Below are 15,187 nucleotides of genomic sequence, written 5' to 3' on the forward strand. Positions count from 1 at the left end.
GGTAAAGCGCGATGAACCAAAAAAAAGCCGCCCGTATCGGCGGCTTACTCTTTGAGCAATCAGGCTTATTCAGCCGGTTTGCGGTTGCGTGGGCGGCGCGAAGCCGGTGCGCCGGAACGGCGCTGGCCATCACCCTGCGGGCGGGCGTTACCGTTGCCGTTGCCGCGGTTTTCACGCTGGCCGCCGTTCGCGTTGCCGCTGCGCTGACCGCCGCCGTTACCGGAACGCTGGCCACCGCCGTTGCCGCGCCCGCCCCCCTGGCGGCCGTTGATGATCGGCTCGGCCTTGATGGTCGGATCCGGATCGTAGCCCGGCAGCGCAATGCGCGGAATTTCACGCTTCAGCAGACGCTCGATGTCGCGCAGCAGCTTGTGCTCATCCACGCACACCAGCGAGATAGCTTCGCCGGTGCGCTCCGCGCGGCCGGTACGGCCGATGCGGTGCACGTAGTCTTCCGGCACGTTAGGCAGCTCGTAGTTCACCACGTGCGGCAGCTGGTCGATATCCAGACCGCGCGCCGCGATGTCGGTCGCCACCAGCACGCGGATGCGGCCGTCTTTGAAGTCGGCCAGCGCACGGGTACGGGCGCCCTGGCTCTTGTTGCCGTGGATCGCCGCTGCGGTGATGCCGTCTTTGTTCAGCTGCTCCGCCAGGTGGTTGGCGCCGTGCTTGGTGCGGGTAAACACCAGCACCTGCTTCCAGTCGCCTTCGCCGATCATCTGCGACAGCAGTTCCCGCTTACGCTTCTTATCGACGAAGTGCACGCTCTGCTCGATCTGCTCAGACGCGGTGTTGCGGCGCGCCACTTCTACCGAAGCCGGGTTGTGCAGCAGCTTGTTGGCCAGCGCCTTGATGTCGTCGGAGAAGGTCGCGGAGAACAGCAGGTTCTGACGCTTGGCCGGCAACTTGGCCAGCACGCGGCGGATGTCGTGGATAAAGCCCATGTCCAGCATGCGGTCCGCTTCGTCCAGCACCAGAATTTCGATTTTGGACAGGTCAACCGCGTTCTGATGTTCCAGATCCAGCAGACGGCCCGGCGTTGCCACCAGGATATCGACGCCGCCCCGCAGCTTCATCATCTGCGGGTTGATGCTCACGCCGCCGAACACCACCAGCGAACGCAGGCGCAGGTGTTTGCTGTAGGCATCGACGTTTTCGCCAATCTGCGCCGCCAGCTCACGGGTTGGCGTCAGGATCAGCGCGCGCACCGGGCGACGGCCCTTGACCGGATGGTCATGCTTGCTCAGCAGCTGCAACAGCGGCAGGGTAAAACCGGCGGTTTTACCGGTGCCGGTCTGGGCGCTGGCCATCAGGTCACGACCTTCCAGCACGACAGGGATAGCCTGACGCTGAATCGGCGTCGGTTCGCGATAGCCCTGTTCTTCAACAGCGCGCACAATTTCAGCACTTAAGCCGAGGGTTTCAAATGACATAAAGAGAAAAACTCCAGATCCCCCCTAACCTAACGGTGTTCGGTGCAGTTTCCTGGGAGGATGATCAGACGGGGCATTAAGCATGACCACGAGGGATTGGCACAAACTGCAGTGCACCAGGCGGCGATTGTAACAGAAGTCGCGCAATAAAAAGCACTTTTACGTACCCAGAGCACAATCTGCCGTAAATTCAGCATTGTCTGAAGCCGATCACATAACTCATTGTGATTAGCGGTTGCGTTTTAAACAATCTGGCATAAAGTTAATCATATGATTGATTAACTTCGAGCGTGACCCATGCCAGCTTCCGTCCCTCATCAGGCCGCCGGCCGAGCGCGCGGCGAGCAAACGCGCCGGCAGCTGCTCGCCGCGGCGACCGAACTGTTCGGCGAATGCGGCCTGCAGGGCGCCACCACCCGCGACATCGCCCAACGGGCCGGCCAGAATATCGCCGCCATCACCTATTACTTCAGCTCCAAAGAGGGGCTGTACCTGGCCGTGGCGCAGTCGCTCGCCGATTTCATCCAGCAGGCGTTCGCCCCGCTGGCCGACGAGGTCGATCGCTTCTGGCAACAGTCCGCCGCGCAGCGCTCACCCGACGCGGCGCTGCGTTTGCTGCAGCGTGGCCTGCTGGCCTTCAGCGAACTGATGACCCAGCCGCACACGCTGAACCTGAGCAAAATCATGTCGCGCGAACAGCTCGCCCCGACCGAGGCCTACCCGCTGATCCACAGCCAGGTGATCGCGCCGATGCACGCACGGCTGTGCCGCCTGCTGGCGGCCGCGACCGGCATCGACGACCAGGCGATCCGCCTCGTGCTGCATACCCATGCGCTGATCGGCGAGGTGCTGTCGTTTCGCGTGGCGCGCGAAACCATCCGCCGCCAGGCCGGCTGGCAAGAGATTGGCGAGGACGAAGCGGCGCAGATCGGCGCCGTGCTGAGCGAACATATTGAGATTCTGGTTACCGGGCTGCGCCAACGTCACGGCGCGTAAATTCAGGCAGGGAGTGTTATGAACAAAAAATGCAGTGCCTTGATCGTGTTGTTAATTCTGCTGATCGCGGCCGCCGCTTACGGGGTATGGCATTACCAACAACAGCAGGATAAGCCGCTGACGCTGTACGGCAACGTCGACATCCGCACGGTGAACCTCGGCTTTCGTGTCGATGGCCGCCTGGCGTCGCTGACGGTGGATGAAGGCGATGCCGTTCAGCCGGGCCAGCTGCTCGGCAAACTGGACGACGCGCCCTACCGCAACGCGCTGCAGCAGGCCGAAGCCAACGTCGGCAGCGCGCACGCCAAGCTGTCGCTGCTGCAGGCCGGTTACCGCAGCGAAGAGATCGCCCAGGTACGGTCGGAAATGGCGCAGCGCCAGTCCGCCTTCGCCTACGCCGACAGCTTCCTGAAACGCCAGCAGGGGCTGTGGGCGAAAAACGCCACCTCCGCCGACGCGCTGGAGGATGCGCGCACCGCCCGCAATCAGGCTCAGGCCAACCTGCAGGCGGCGAAAGACAAGCTGTCGCAATACCTCAGCGGCAACCGCCCGCAAGAAATCGAACAGGCCAAGGCCGACGTGGCGCAGAGCGAGGCGGCGCTGGCACAGGCGCAGTTGAACCTGCAAGACGCCACGCTGGTCTCCCCTTCCGCCGGCACGGTGCTGACCCGCGCGGTGGAGCCGGGCACCATGCTCGGCGCCGGCGGCACGGTCTTCACCCTGTCGCTGACCCGGCCGGTGTGGGTGCGCGCCTACGTCAACGAAACCAGCCTGAACCAGGCGGTGCCCGGCACCGAACTGGAGATCTACACCGACGGCCGTCCCGACAAGCCTTACCACGGTAAGATCGGTTTCGTCTCGCCGACCGCAGAATTCACGCCGAAAAGCGTTGAAACGCCGGATCTGCGCACCGATCTGGTGTACCGCCTGCGGGTGATCGTCACCGACGCCGACGACGCGCTGCGCCAGGGCATGCCGGTCACCCTGCGCTTCGCCAAACCCTGAGGCCGGCCATGGAACAGGCGCACACCATTGAGCTGGAAGGGCTGGAGAAGCGCTTCCCGTCGCTTGAGAAACCGGCGGTCGCCAGCCTGACCACCACCCTACGCAGCGGCGCGGTGATCGGGCTGGTCGGCCCGGACGGCGCCGGCAAAACCACCCTGCTGCGCATGCTGGCCGGGCTGCTGCAGCCCAGCAGCGGCAAACTGCGGGTCGCCGGGCTGGATCCGATCGCGCAGGATCGTCAACTGCACGCGATCCTCGGCTACATGCCGCAGAAGTTCGGGCTGTATGAGGATCTGACGGTGATGGAGAACCTGACGCTGTACGCCGATCTGCGCGGCGTCACCGGCGATCTTCGCCGCCAGACCTTCGAGCGGCTGTTGAAATTCACCGATCTGACCCGCTTTACCGAGCGCCTGGCGGGCAAGCTGTCCGGCGGTATGAAGCAGAAACTCGGCCTGGCCTGCACGCTGGTGGGCGAACCTCAGGTGCTGTTGCTGGATGAGCCGGGCGTCGGCGTCGATCCTATCTCGCGCCGCGAGCTGTGGCGCATGGTGCACGAGCTGGCCAACGACGGCATGCTGATCCTGTGGAGCACGTCTTATCTCGATGAGGCCGAACAGTGCCGCGAAGTGCTGCTGCTCAACGAGGGCGAGCTGCTGTTCAGCGGCGCGCCGCAGGAGCTGACCCGCCGTATGGCCGGGCGCACGGTGTTGATCGCCGCGCCCCCCGGCAGCCATCGATCGCTGCTGCAGCGGGCGATCTGCCTGCCGGCGGTCACCGACGGGGTGATCCAGGGCAAGTATCTGCGCCTGATCCTGAAGGAAGGCGAAGCTCACTGGCAGCTGTTGCAGGCGCTGGACCTGCCGGACGCCGAACTGGACGAAGCGGATCCGCGCTTCGAGGATGCGTTTATCGATCTGCTCGGCGGCGGCCCCAACCACCGCTCGGCGCTGGCGGAGATCATGCCGACCGTCAACGGCGAAAGCGGTGAAACGGTGATCGAAGCGGTGCAGCTGACCAAAAAATTCGGCGACTTCGCCGCTACCGATCACGTTGATTTTCAGGTGCGGCGCGGCGAAATTTTCGGCCTGCTCGGACCGAACGGCGCCGGCAAGTCCACCACCTTTAAAATGATGTGCGGCCTGCTGATCCCCTCCAGCGGTAAGGCGCTGGTGCTGGGGATGGATCTCAAGACCAGCTCCGGCCAGGCGCGCCAGCGCCTCGGCTACATGGCGCAAAAATTCTCGCTGTACGGCAACCTGACGGTGGCGCAGAACCTGAAGTTCTTCTCCGGCGTCTACGGCCTGAGCGGCAAGGCGCAGCGCGACAAAATCGACGAGATGTCGCGCGCCTTCAACTTCGCGCCGATCCTCGATCAGACGCCGGACGCGCTGCCGCTCGGCTTCAAACAGCGCCTGGCGCTGGCCTGCGCGCTGATGCACGAACCGGATATCCTGTTCCTCGACGAACCGACTTCCGGCGTCGATCCGCTGACGCGGCGCGAGTTCTGGTTGCACATCAACGGCATGGTCGACAAGGGCGTCACGGTGATGGTGACCACCCACTTTATGGACGAAGCGGAGTACTGCGACCGCATCGGCCTGGTGTACCGCGGCAAGATCATCGCCGCCGGCACGCCGGACGATCTCAAACAGCAGGTGGCGCGCGACGACAATCCCAACCCCTCGATGGAGCAGGCGTTTATCGAGCTGGTGCAGGGTTACGATGAGGAGGAATCACGGTGAGCGATAACCGAACCCCAATCGACGACGGCGGCTTCTCCTGGCGCCGGCTGCGCGCGCTGTGCCTGAAGGAAACGCGGCAAATACTGCGCGATCCCAGCAGCGGCCTGATCGCCTTCGTCATCCCGCTGATGCTGCTGTTTATCTTCGGCTACGGCATCAACCTGGACTCCAGCAAGCTGCATCTGGGCATTCTGATGGAGCAGCAGAGCGAAGACGCGCGCGATCTGGCCCAGGCGTTCGCCGGCTCGCCCTATATCGAACCAACCATCAGCGACAACCGCCAACAGCTGATCCAGCAGATGCAGGCCGGCACGATCCGCGGCCTGGTGGTGATCCCGGTGGATTTCGACCAGCGCATGGCGCGCCCGCACGACAGCGCCCCTATCCAGATCATCACCGACGGCAGCGAGCCGAACACCGCCAACTTCGTGCAGGGCTATGCCCAGGGCGTATGGCAAATTTGGCAGCAGCAGCGCGCCACCGATCGGGGGAACAGCGACAAACCGCTGATTGACGTACAGATGCGCTACTGGTTCAACCCGGCGGCCATCAGCCGGCACTACATCATTCCCGGCGCCATCACCATCATCATGACGGTGATCGGCGCCATTCTCACCTCGCTGGTGATCGCCCGCGAATGGGAGCGCGGCACCATGGAGGCCCTGCTGTCCACCCAGGTGACGCGCAGCGAGCTGCTGCTTTCCAAGCTGATCCCTTATTACTTCCTCGGCATGGCCGCCATGGCGCTGTGCATGGCGGTGGCGGTGTGGGTGCTCGGCGTGCCCTATCGCGGCTCCCTGCCGATCCTGTTGCTGATCAGCAGCCTGTTCCTCGCCAGCACCCTCGGCATGGGCCTGCTGATCTCCACCCTCACCCGCAATCAGTTCAATGCGGCGATGGTGGCGCTGAACGCCGCCTTCCTGCCTTCGATCATGCTGTCCGGCTTTATTTTCCAGATCGACAGCATGCCGGCCATCGTGCGCGCGGTGACCTACATCATTCCGGCGCGCTACTTCGTCAGCACGCTGCAAACGCTGTTCCTGGCGGGCAACGTCGGCACCGTGCTGCTGATCAATCTGCTGTTCCTGATCGCTTCCGCCGTGGTGTTCATCGGCCTGACGGCCTGGAAAACCCAGCGCCGGCTGGATTGAGGAGAAAGAGCGATGTTTCATCGTCTGTTGACGCTTATCATCAAGGAAATGCAGGCGCTGCTGCGCGATCCGCAAACCCGCGCCATTTTAATCATGCCGGTGATCCTGCAGGTGCTGCTGTTCCCGTTCGCCTCGACGCTGGAAGTCACCAACGCCACCATCGCGGTCTACAGCGAGGACAGCGGCCAAGCCTCAGTGGAGTTGACCCAGCGCTTCGCCAAGGTCAAGGCCTTTCAACACGTGCTGCTGCTGCGCAGCCCGCAGGAAATAAAGACCACCATCGATAACCAGCGGGCGCTGCTGCTGATCCGCTTCCCGGCGCAGTTCTCGCGCGATATCGCCGCCGGCAACACCGCGCCGCTGCAGCTGCTGCTCGACGGGCGCAACTCCAACAGCGCACAGATCGCCGCCAACTACGTGCAGCAGATCGTGCAGGAATATCAGAACGAGCTGCTCGGCAACCGCGCCAAACCCAACAACAGCGAGCTGGTGGTGCGCAACTGGTATAACCCGAATCTGGACTACAAATGGTTCGTGGTGCCGTCGCTGATCGCCATGATCACCACCATTGGCGTGCTGATCGTCACCTCGCTGTCGGTGGCGCGCGAACGCGAACAGGGCACGCTGGAACAGCTGCTGGTCTCGCCGCTCACCACCTGGCAGATCTTTATCGGCAAGGCGGTGCCGGCACTGATCGTCGCCAGCTTCCAGGCCAGCATCGTGCTGCTGATCGGCATCTTCCTGTACCAGATCCCGTTTGCCGGATCGCTGCTGCTGTTCTATGCCACCATGCTGATCTACGGGCTGTCACTGGTCGGTTTCGGCCTGCTGATCTCGTCGCTGTGCGCCACTCAGCAGCAGGCGTTCATCGGCGTGTTCGTGTTCATGATGCCGGCGATACTGCTCTCGGGTTACGTCTCGCCGGTGGAGAATATGCCGGTGTGGTTGCAGGATCTGACCTGGGTCAACCCGATACGCCACTTCACCGACATCACCAAGCAGATCTACCTGAAGGACGCCAGCTTCGACATCATCTGGCACAGCCTGTGGCCGCTGCTGGTGATCACCGCCACCACCGGCAGCGCCGCCTACGCGCTGTTCCGCCGCAAAATCGCATAAAAAAGGCTCTGCATGTCACATGCAGAGCCTGGTCAGTCCTGTGGATTTCAAGCTACTGCTTGAAAGGCCACGGATTTAGCGACGGTTGCCGAAGATACGCAGCAACATCAGGAACAGGTTGATGAAATCGAGATACAGCGTCAGCGCGCCGACGATGGCGTACTTGCGGAAGCTGTCTTTATCATCAGCGTTCAGCTGCTCGCCCATCGCCTTGAGTTTTTGCGTGTCGTACGCGGTCAGGCCGACGAACACCACCACTCCGATGTAGGTAATCGCCCACATCAGCGCGGTGCTTTTCAGCCAGATGTTCACCAGCGAGGCCAGCACGATGCCGATCAGCGCCATGAACAGCATGCTGCCGAAGCCGCTCAGATCGCGCTTGGTGGTGTAACCGTACAGGCTCATGGCGCCGAACATGCCGGCGGTGACCACGAAGGTGCTGGCGATCGAGCTGTAGGTGTAGGCGATGAAGATGCTCGACAGCGTCAGCCCGGTCAGCGCCGAGTACAGCATGAACAGCGAAGTGGCCACCGCGCCGCTCAGGCGGTTGACCATGCCGGAAATCACGAACACCAGTGCCAGTTGGGCGATGATCAGGCCAAAGAAGGTGATCTGGCTGGAGAAGATGAAGTTGAGGATCGCGGGCGTGTTGGCCGCATACCAGGAAACGAACGCCGTCAGCAGCAGACCGCAGGTCATCCAGCCGTAAACCTGCGCCATGTAGGCCTGAATGCCGCTGTTGGCACGTTCGACGATTGAACCATTAGAGCGTGGATATCGGTCCATGACGGTTACCTTTTGCGTTGTAAACAAGATTCCGAAGCCCCGCGAACGGGGCTTCGCCTGCTATAAGCGTACCACAGAATATGCCGGGCGAAAGCGGCAAAGGTCTTGATTTGTTTCCGCTGTTGACGCGTTATTTAGCCGCGTCGTGCCAGCGCTGCGCGGCCTCGCGATCGCTGTCGCGGGCGTCTACCCAACGATCGCCCTGGCCGGTGGCTTCGCGCTTCCAGAACGGCGCGCGGGTCTTCAGGTAGTCCATGATGAACTCGCTGGCGGCGAACGCCATGCTGCGGTGCGCGCCGGTCACGCCGACGAACACGATCTCGTCGCCGGGATACAGAGCACCGACGCGGTGGATCACCGTCACCCGCTGCAGCGGCCAACGGCTGCGCGCCTCGGCCACGATCTCCGCCAGCGCCTTCTCGGTCATGCCGGGGTAGTGTTCCAGCGTCAGCGCGCTGACGTCGTCACCCAGATTATGATTGCGCACCTTGCCGGTGAAGGTCACCACCGCGCCATCGGCGTCGCACTGCGCCAGCCACTGGTACTCGTCGCCGACGTTGAACGGCGCCTCGCCCACGCGAATGCGGGTATTTTCCATGCTTATCCCCCGGTGACCGGCGGGAAGAAGGCCACTTCATCGCCGGCGCGCAGCGGATGGTCCGCCGCCACCAGCGACTGATTGACCGCCGCCAACAGCTTGCCGGACTCCAGCGCCAGCGCCCAGCGATCGCCGCGCGCACACAGCGCCTGGCGCAGCGCCTCGACGGTCGGGTAATCCGCCGGCATCGACAGGCCGCCGGTGCCCACCAGTTCGCGCACCTGCGCGAAGAAAAGAATATCGATCATACGTTCACCTTAAAATCGCCGGATTTGCCGCCGCTTTTCGCCAGCAGGCGCACCGGGCCGATCACCATGTCTTTCTGTACCGCTTTGCACATGTCATAGATGGTCAATGCCGCCACCGAGGCGGCGGTCAGCGCCTCCATCTCGACGCCGGTTTTGCCGGTCAGCCGGCAGCAGGTTTCGATGCGCACCCGGCTGTGCTGCGTTTGCGCCTCCAGCTGCACTTCGACCTTGCTCAGCATCAGCGGGTGGCACAGCGGGATCAGCTCCCAGGTACGTTTGGCCGCCTGAATGCCGGCGATGCGCGCCGTGGCGAACACATCGCCCTTGTGATGGCTGCCGTCGACGATCATCGCCAGCGTGGCGGGCAGCATCTCGACGAAGGCTTCGGCGCGCGCCTCGCGCACCGTGTCGGCCTTGGCGGACACGTCAACCATATGGGCTTCGCCGGCGGCGTTAATGTGGGTTAGCTGTGTCATGACTCAGGGCTTCTTCAAATGGGGCTGGAAGTTGCACGGGCGATGACGCGCGTCCAACTGCTCTTCGATAATCCGCTCCCAGGCGGTGCGGCAGGCGCGGGTGGAGCCCGGCATGGCGAAGATCACCGTGCGGTTGGCCAGGCCGGCCAGCGCGCGCGACTGGATCGTCGCGGTGCCGATCTCTTCGTACGACACCATGCGGAACAGTTCGCCGAACCCTTCCACCTCTCTGTCGAACAGCGGCAGCAGCGCTTCCGGCGTGTTGTCGCGGGCGGTAAAACCGGTGCCGCCGGTGATCAACACCGCCTGCACGTTGTCATCGGCGATCCAGGCGGAAACCCGCGCGCGGATCTGGTAAATGTCATCTTTGACGATGGCGCGATCCACCACCTGATGGCCGGCTTCCTGCGCCGCTTCCTGCAGATATTGGCCGGAAGTGTCTTCCGCCGCGCCGCGACTGTCGGACACGGTCAGGATGGCGATATGCGCCGGAATAAACTCGCTGCTCGCATGGCTCATGGTTCAATAGGCTCCTATTGGCTGTCAGCCGCCGATAAACGACAGGTTCTGGGTGATCCCGCTGTTACCCTGATGCAGGAAATGGGTCTGCTTCTTGCTCAGCAGCCCGCTCTGGATGCGCGCTTTCAGCGCGTCGAGCTGGCCGTCGTCCGCCAGCAGATCGCGCAGGGGCACCCCCTGCTCACCGAACAGGCACAGGTGCAGATTGCCGATGGAAGAAACGCGCAGCCGGTTGCAGCTGGCGCAGAAGTCTTTTTCATAAGGCATGATAAGACCCACCTCACCCTGGTAGTCCGGGTGGCTGAACACCTGCGCCGGGCCGTCGCTGCGGCCGCGCGCCTGGCGCTGCCAGCCCTGCAGCTCCAGCTGCCGGCGAATCACTTCGCCGGAAACGTGGTGTTTGCGAAACAGCTCGCCGCCCTCGCCGGTTTCCATCAGTTCGATAAAACGCAGCTGGATCGGCCGGTCTTTGATCCAGGCGAGAAAGGCGCCGAGCTGCTGGTGGTTAACGTCGCGCATCAGCACCGCGTTGACCTTAACCTTGCTGAAACCGGCGCTGAAGGCGGCGTCGATGCCGTCCATCACCTGGCGGAACTTGTCCTGACCGGTGATGGCGTGAAACTGGCGGGGATCCAGGCTGTCAACGCTGACGTTAATCGCCGTCAGACCGGCGTCACGCCAGGCGGCGACGTCGCGCGCCAGACGGTAGCCGTTGGTGGTGACCGCTAGGGTACGGATGGCCGGGTTTTCCCGCACGGCGGCGATGATCTCGGTAAAATCGCGGCGCAGCGAAGGCTCGCCGCCGGTCAGGCGCACCTTTTCGGTGCCCAGTTCGGCGAACGCGCGGCTGACGCGGCGGATTTCATCCAGCGACAGGAAGCTTTTCGGGCTGCCGCTCGGCTTGTAGCCGTCGGGCAGACAATAGGTGCAACGAAAGTTGCACACGTCGGTGATCGACAAGCGCAGGTAATAGAACTTGCGCTCATAAGCATCAATGAGTTGCGGCACCATAACACCTTTCCAAAGTCGGGAGATGCGAGCGTTTCCCCTCTGCACCCTGGTGGCTGACTTCGCCACGGCCCAGGCGCCATATCGTTCCGGATGAACAACGTAGGCGCAGGGGCTAGGAGTTTGATTTCTCTTCCCGCTACCTTGAGTAGCCGGAACGAAACCGTGGTTTTCAGCAGAATTCTAGCGCTAATCGGCAACGATAGCCAACGCGTAAATTCGCTATATAATTGTCTATACAGCGTTTTTAGACGCCGCGTATTCTGGTAAACCATGATAAACATCACTTGGGCGGACGAATTGACCGGAATCACGCAAATGACACTCTTATCGCGTTTTTATGCCGGATCCGCTACCTTATGCGGGCAGTTCAGCCCCTTTGTAAGGAAATTTATGCGTAATCGTACCCTGGCCGATCTCGACCGCGTGGTGGCGTTAGGCGGCGGACACGGCCTGGGCCGCGTGATGTCGGCCCTGTCGTCCTTAGGCTCCCGCCTGACCGGCATCGTCACCACCACCGACAACGGCGGTTCCACCGGCCGTATCCGCCGTTCGGAAGGCGGCATTGCCTGGGGCGATACCCGTAACTGTCTCAACCAGCTGATCACCGAACCGAGCGTCGCCTCGGCGATGTTCGAATACCGCTTCAGCGGCAACGGCGAACTGGCCGGCCACAACCTCGGTAACCTGATGCTGAAAGCGCTGGATCACCTGAGCGTGCGCCCGCTGGAAGCGATCAACCTGGTGCGCAGCCTGCTAAAGGTGGACGCGGCGCTGATCCCGATGTCGGAGCAGCCGGTGGATTTGATGGCGCACGATCACGAAGGCAACCATGTTTACGGTGAAGTGAATGTCGACCAGCTGACCCATATGCCGCAGGAGCTGATGCTGTCACCGCCGGTCAACGCCACGCGCGAAGCGCTGGACGCCATCGCACAGGCCGACGTGATCCTGATCGGGCCGGGCAGTTTCCTCACCAGCCTGATGCCGCTGCTGCTGCTGGACGATCTCACTCAGGCGCTGCGTCGCAGCAGCGCCAGCATGATCTATATCGGCAACCTAGGCCGCGAGCTGAGCGTGGCCGCCGCGGCGCTGTCGCTACAGGATAAGCTGACGCTGATGGAAGAGAAGATCGGCCGCCGAATGATCGATGCGCTGATCGTCGGCCCGGCGGTGGACGCCAGTGAAGTGCAGGATCGGGGGGTGATTCAACAGCCGCTGGAAGCGAGCGACATCCCTTATCGCCACGATCGCCAGCTGCTGCGCCAGGCGCTGGATCGGGCGCTGGTGGAGCTGGCCGCCCGCCACTGACCGAATTTAACCGTCTCGCCCGCGCAGCCAGGGATTATCGCTGGCTGGGGCGGGATGGCTGACCATATCGATATACAGATCTTCCACCTCTTTGCGCGCCCAGGGCGTGCGACGCAAAAACTTCAGGCTGGACTTGATGCTCGGATCGCTGCGGAAGCAGTTGATGCGAATGCGTGTGCCCAGCTCGGACCAACCGTAGTGATCCACCAGTTTATTCAGCAGTTGCTCCAGCGTCACGCCGTGCAGCGGGTCTTTGGACTGGTGTTGGCTCATGTTCGGTACTCTTCGTGGTCAGATCGGGCCGCACACCTTAACAGCTTTGGCGCGGCCGACAAGGAATTTCGACGCCCGCAGCGCGGGCGCCATCCAACGGTCAGGAAATCGCGATGAACTGCTCGCGCAGCTGGTGGATCTCGTCGCGCAGCGCAGCGGCCTGCTCGAACTCCAGGTTTTGCGCGTGGGTGTACATCTGCGCCTCCAGATCGCGGATTTTCTGATCCAGCGCTTTCGGCGTGAGGTTCTGAAGCGGCGCGCCGCCGTCCAGCGCCTTGCCCTTGCCTTTGTTCTTGGCGCGGTTGACCGGCTGGCCGATCTGCAGAATATCGCCGATCTTCTTGTTCAGCCCCTGCGGCACGATGCCGTTGGCTTCGTTGTAGGCCTGCTGCTTGGCGCGGCGCCGCTCGGTTTCGCCGATCGCCTTGGCCATCGAATCGGTGATGCGATCGCCATACAGGATCGCCTTGCCGTTCAGGTTACGCGCCGCGCGGCCGATGGTCTGGATCAGCGAACGCTCGGAACGCAGGAAGCCTTCCTTGTCGGCGTCCAGAATCGCCACCAGCGACACCTCAGGCATGTCGAGCCCCTCACGCAACAGGTTGATGCCCACCAGCACGTCGAACTCGCCCAGGCGCAGGTCACGGATGATTTCGACCCGTTCCACGGTATCGATGTCCGAGTGCAGGTAACGCACGCGCTCGCCATGCTCTTCCAGGTATTCGGTCAGGTCTTCCGCCATGCGTTTGGTTAGGGTGGTCACCAACACGCGCTCGTTGATCGCCGCGCGCTTGCGGATCTCGGAGAGCAGATCGTCCACCTGGGTGGCGACCGGCCGCACCTCCACGATCGGATCCAGCAGCCCGGTCGGCCGCACCACCTGATCGATCAGATCGCCGCCGGATTTCTCCAGCTCATATTTGCCCGGCGTCGCTGAAACATAGATGGTCTGCGGCGCCAGCGCCTCGAATTCCTCGAAGCGCAAGGGGCGGTTGTCCAGCGCCGACGGCAGGCGGAAGCCGTATTCCACTAGCGTTTCTTTACGCGCGCGGTCGCCCTTAAACATCGCGCCGATCTGCGGAATGGTGACGTGGGATTCGTCGACCACCAGCAGGCCGTCCGCCGGCAGGTAGTCGAACAGCGTCGGCGGCGGCTCGCCCTCGGCGCGCCCGGACAGGTAGCGCGAGTAGTTTTCGATGCCCGAGCAGTAACCCAGCTCGTTCATCATCTCCAGATCGAACTGGGTGCGCTGCGTCAGGCGCTGCTCTTCCAGCAGCTTGTTGTTGGCCAGCAGCACCTTGCGGCGGTCCGCCAGATCGACCTTGATCTCTTCCATCGCCTGCATGATCCGCTCGCGCGGCGTCACATAGTGCGATTTCGGGTAGATGGTAAAACGCGGCACCACCTGCTCGATCTGCCCGGTCAGCGGATCGAACAGCGACAGCCGCTCCACTTCGTCGTCGAACAGCTCGACGCGCAGCGCCAGCTCGTCCGACTCCGCGGGGTAGATGTCGATCACCTCGCCGCGCACGCGGAAGGTGGCGCGCTGGAAGGCCTGATCGTTGCGGGAATACTGCAGCTCCGCCAGCCGGCGCAAAATGGATCGTTGATCGATGATCATGCCCTGGGTCAGGTGCAGCATCATCTTCAGGTAAAGATCCGGATCGCCCAGGCCGTAGATCGCCGACACCGACGCCACCACCACCACGTCGCGCCGCTCCAACAGCGCCTTGGTGGCGGAAAGGCGCATCTGCTCGATGTGCTCGTTCACCGAAGCGTCTTTTTCAATGAAGGTGTCGGAGCTGGGCACGTAGGCTTCCGGCTGGTAGTAGTCGTAGTAGGAGACGAAGTATTCCACCGCATTCTCCGGGAAAAACTCTTTCATCTCGCCGTACAGCTGCGCCGCCAGCGTCTTGTTCGGCGCCAGCACCATGGTCGGCCGATTCAGATCGGCTATCACGTTGGCGATGGTGAATGTCTTGCCCGAACCGGTGACCCCCAGCAGCGTCTGGTGCGCCAGGCCGTCTTCCAGCCCCTCTTCCAGCTTGCGGATGGCTTCCGGCTGATCGCCGGCCGGTTTGAACTCTGAATGCAGTTTGAAAAGTTTACTCATTGCTCGGCTACCCTGTGGAGATGCGCGCGCTCAGGCGGCCAGCCGGCTCTGCGCCGGGCATGGCCCCTAATTATGGAAAGTGTCGGCGATTTGCGCCAGTGCCCATGATACTGGATATAAAACCAGCTTCAAGCGGATTCGTCGCCGGGATCGACGCCGCAGCGACGCCGCTGCACCGTGGCGTTACAGCCCGGTGACATTTTTATTGTCAATAACAGATTTATCCCCAGAACTTGCCGCGAATTAACTTATTGTTAGCACGGCGTCGAAAAATCATACATAGAGGCCTGATCAATGCCCTTGCGTCTTGATTTTAATTAAATTACTGATATTTAATGATATTAATAAAAAGACGAGAATGCGGACAAAGCGAACAGAACCCGCGTCGGCTCTCGCTTTACAGCGT

At 62.4% G+C, this 15,187-nt stretch carries 15 protein-coding genes and 1 riboswitch; of the genes, 6 read left to right on the forward strand and 9 right to left on the reverse strand.

The window, feature by feature from the left end; translation table 11 throughout:
* Positions 1-65 precede the first annotated feature (65 nt).
* Positions 66-1,433 (reverse strand): ATP-dependent RNA helicase RhlE, encoded by a 1,368-nt coding sequence (rhlE, locus tag HMPREF3138_RS09125; protein ID WP_038870893.1) that lies wholly within the window; start codon positions 1,431-1,433, stop codon positions 66-68.
* A gap of 297 nt (positions 1,434-1,730) precedes the next feature.
* Between rhlE and cecR the strand changes: the two genes are divergently transcribed.
* Genes cecR through HMPREF3138_RS09150 form a run of 5 tightly spaced genes read left to right on the forward strand, consistent with a single transcriptional unit; the run spans position 1,731 to position 7,449 of the window.
* Positions 1,731-2,429, forward strand: a complete 699-nt coding sequence (gene cecR, locus HMPREF3138_RS09130) for a CerR family C-terminal domain-containing protein (RefSeq protein ID WP_038870895.1) — start codon at positions 1,731-1,733, stop codon at positions 2,427-2,429.
* Positions 2,430-2,447: 18 nt separating this feature from the next.
* The gene (gene hlyD / locus HMPREF3138_RS09135) at positions 2,448-3,434 is read left to right on the forward strand and encodes a secretion protein HlyD (RefSeq protein ID WP_038870898.1); all 987 of its coding nucleotides are present in this window, start codon (positions 2,448-2,450) and stop codon (positions 3,432-3,434) included.
* Positions 3,435-3,442: 8 nt separating this feature from the next.
* On the forward strand, positions 3,443-5,179 hold the full coding sequence (locus HMPREF3138_RS09140) for an ATP-binding cassette domain-containing protein (protein WP_038870901.1): 1,737 nt from the start codon (positions 3,443-3,445) through the stop codon (positions 5,177-5,179).
* Positions 5,176-6,330: an ABC transporter permease gene (locus tag HMPREF3138_RS09145; protein WP_038870906.1), complete on the forward strand. Its 1,155-nt coding sequence runs from the start codon at positions 5,176-5,178 to the stop codon at positions 6,328-6,330. Before HMPREF3138_RS09140 ends, HMPREF3138_RS09145 begins: the two co-directional genes overlap by 4 nt.
* Positions 6,331-6,342: 12 nt before the next feature.
* Positions 6,343-7,449, forward strand: coding sequence for an ABC transporter permease (locus HMPREF3138_RS09150; RefSeq protein ID WP_070558936.1), 1,107 nt, complete (start codon positions 6,343-6,345; stop codon positions 7,447-7,449).
* Between the two features lie 75 nt (positions 7,450-7,524).
* Here the strand turns inward: HMPREF3138_RS09150 and HMPREF3138_RS09155 are convergent, their stop codons facing one another.
* From HMPREF3138_RS09155 to moaA, 6 genes are all read right to left on the reverse strand, one after another.
* Entirely contained in the window at positions 7,525-8,235 is a 711-nt protein-coding gene (locus HMPREF3138_RS09155) for a Bax inhibitor-1/YccA family protein (protein ID WP_033637508.1), read from the reverse strand.
* 130 nt (positions 8,236-8,365) lie between these two features.
* Positions 8,366-8,833 carry a molybdopterin synthase catalytic subunit MoaE gene (gene moaE, locus HMPREF3138_RS09160; protein ID WP_004939764.1) on the reverse strand — a complete coding sequence of 156 codons (468 nt, stop codon included), beginning with the start codon at positions 8,831-8,833 and terminating at the stop codon, positions 8,366-8,368.
* A gap of 2 nt (positions 8,834-8,835) precedes the next feature.
* Positions 8,836-9,081 (reverse strand): molybdopterin synthase sulfur carrier subunit, encoded by a 246-nt coding sequence (gene moaD, locus HMPREF3138_RS09165; RefSeq protein WP_019453985.1) that lies wholly within the window; start codon positions 9,079-9,081, stop codon positions 8,836-8,838.
* Positions 9,078-9,557: a cyclic pyranopterin monophosphate synthase MoaC gene (gene moaC, locus HMPREF3138_RS09170; protein WP_038870915.1), complete on the reverse strand. Its 480-nt coding sequence runs from the start codon at positions 9,555-9,557 to the stop codon at positions 9,078-9,080. The genes moaD and moaC overlap by 4 nt, the downstream gene beginning before the upstream one ends.
* A gap of 3 nt (positions 9,558-9,560) precedes the next feature.
* The gene (gene moaB / locus HMPREF3138_RS09175; protein WP_033642238.1) at positions 9,561-10,076 is read right to left on the reverse strand and encodes a molybdenum cofactor biosynthesis protein B; all 516 of its coding nucleotides are present in this window, start codon (positions 10,074-10,076) and stop codon (positions 9,561-9,563) included.
* A 24-nt stretch (positions 10,077-10,100) separates the two neighbouring features.
* Entirely contained in the window at positions 10,101-11,087 is a 987-nt protein-coding gene (gene moaA / locus HMPREF3138_RS09180; protein ID WP_038870918.1) for a GTP 3',8-cyclase MoaA, read from the reverse strand.
* Positions 11,074-11,218, reverse strand: a riboswitch (molybdenum cofactor riboswitch). Its footprint overlaps the gene before it by 14 nt.
* 259 nt (positions 11,219-11,477) lie before the next feature.
* Between moaA and yvcK the strand changes: the two genes are divergently transcribed.
* On the forward strand, positions 11,478-12,395 hold the full coding sequence (yvcK, locus tag HMPREF3138_RS09185; protein ID WP_070558938.1) for a uridine diphosphate-N-acetylglucosamine-binding protein YvcK: 918 nt from the start codon (positions 11,478-11,480) through the stop codon (positions 12,393-12,395).
* A gap of 6 nt (positions 12,396-12,401) precedes the next feature.
* Here the strand turns inward: yvcK and HMPREF3138_RS09190 are convergent, their stop codons facing one another.
* Positions 12,402-12,668 carry a VF530 family protein gene (locus HMPREF3138_RS09190; RefSeq protein ID WP_038870921.1) on the reverse strand — a complete coding sequence of 89 codons (267 nt, stop codon included), beginning with the start codon at positions 12,666-12,668 and terminating at the stop codon, positions 12,402-12,404.
* 100 nt (positions 12,669-12,768) lie between these two features.
* Positions 12,769-14,781 carry an excinuclease ABC subunit UvrB gene (uvrB, locus tag HMPREF3138_RS09195; RefSeq protein WP_038870923.1) on the reverse strand — a complete coding sequence of 671 codons (2,013 nt, stop codon included), beginning with the start codon at positions 14,779-14,781 and terminating at the stop codon, positions 12,769-12,771.
* Positions 14,782-15,187 lie beyond the last annotated feature (406 nt).

Origin of the sequence: Serratia sp. HMSC15F11 (assembly GCF_001808215.1) — a bacterium.
In the GTDB taxonomy this organism is placed as follows: Bacteria; Pseudomonadota; Gammaproteobacteria; order Enterobacterales; family Enterobacteriaceae; genus Serratia; species Serratia nevei.

Coding starts and splice junctions, on each gene's coding strand:
- moaD (WP_019453985.1), bottom strand. CDS start 9,081: ATGATCGATATTCTTTTCTTCGCGCAGGTGCGCGAACTGGTGGGCACC.
- moaE (WP_004939764.1), bottom strand. CDS start 8,833: ATGGAAAATACCCGCATTCGCGTGGGCGAGGCGCCGTTCAACGTCGGC.
- rhlE (WP_038870893.1), bottom strand. CDS start 1,433: ATGTCATTTGAAACCCTCGGCTTAAGTGCTGAAATTGTGCGCGCTGTT.
- HMPREF3138_RS09140 (WP_038870901.1), top strand. CDS start 3,443: ATGGAACAGGCGCACACCATTGAGCTGGAAGGGCTGGAGAAGCGCTTC.
- uvrB (WP_038870923.1), bottom strand. CDS start 14,781: ATGAGTAAACTTTTCAAACTGCATTCAGAGTTCAAACCGGCCGGCGAT.
- moaC (WP_038870915.1), bottom strand. CDS start 9,557: ATGACACAGCTAACCCACATTAACGCCGCCGGCGAAGCCCATATGGTT.
- yvcK (WP_070558938.1), top strand. CDS start 11,478: ATGCGTAATCGTACCCTGGCCGATCTCGACCGCGTGGTGGCGTTAGGC.
- HMPREF3138_RS09155 (WP_033637508.1), bottom strand. CDS start 8,235: ATGGACCGATATCCACGCTCTAATGGTTCAATCGTCGAACGTGCCAAC.
- moaA (WP_038870918.1), bottom strand. CDS start 11,087: ATGGTGCCGCAACTCATTGATGCTTATGAGCGCAAGTTCTATTACCTG.
- hlyD (WP_038870898.1), top strand. CDS start 2,448: ATGAACAAAAAATGCAGTGCCTTGATCGTGTTGTTAATTCTGCTGATC.
- cecR (WP_038870895.1), top strand. CDS start 1,731: ATGCCAGCTTCCGTCCCTCATCAGGCCGCCGGCCGAGCGCGCGGCGAG.
- HMPREF3138_RS09190 (WP_038870921.1), bottom strand. CDS start 12,668: ATGAGCCAACACCAGTCCAAAGACCCGCTGCACGGCGTGACGCTGGAG.
- moaB (WP_033642238.1), bottom strand. CDS start 10,076: ATGAGCCATGCGAGCAGCGAGTTTATTCCGGCGCATATCGCCATCCTG.
- HMPREF3138_RS09150 (WP_070558936.1), top strand. CDS start 6,343: ATGTTTCATCGTCTGTTGACGCTTATCATCAAGGAAATGCAGGCGCTG.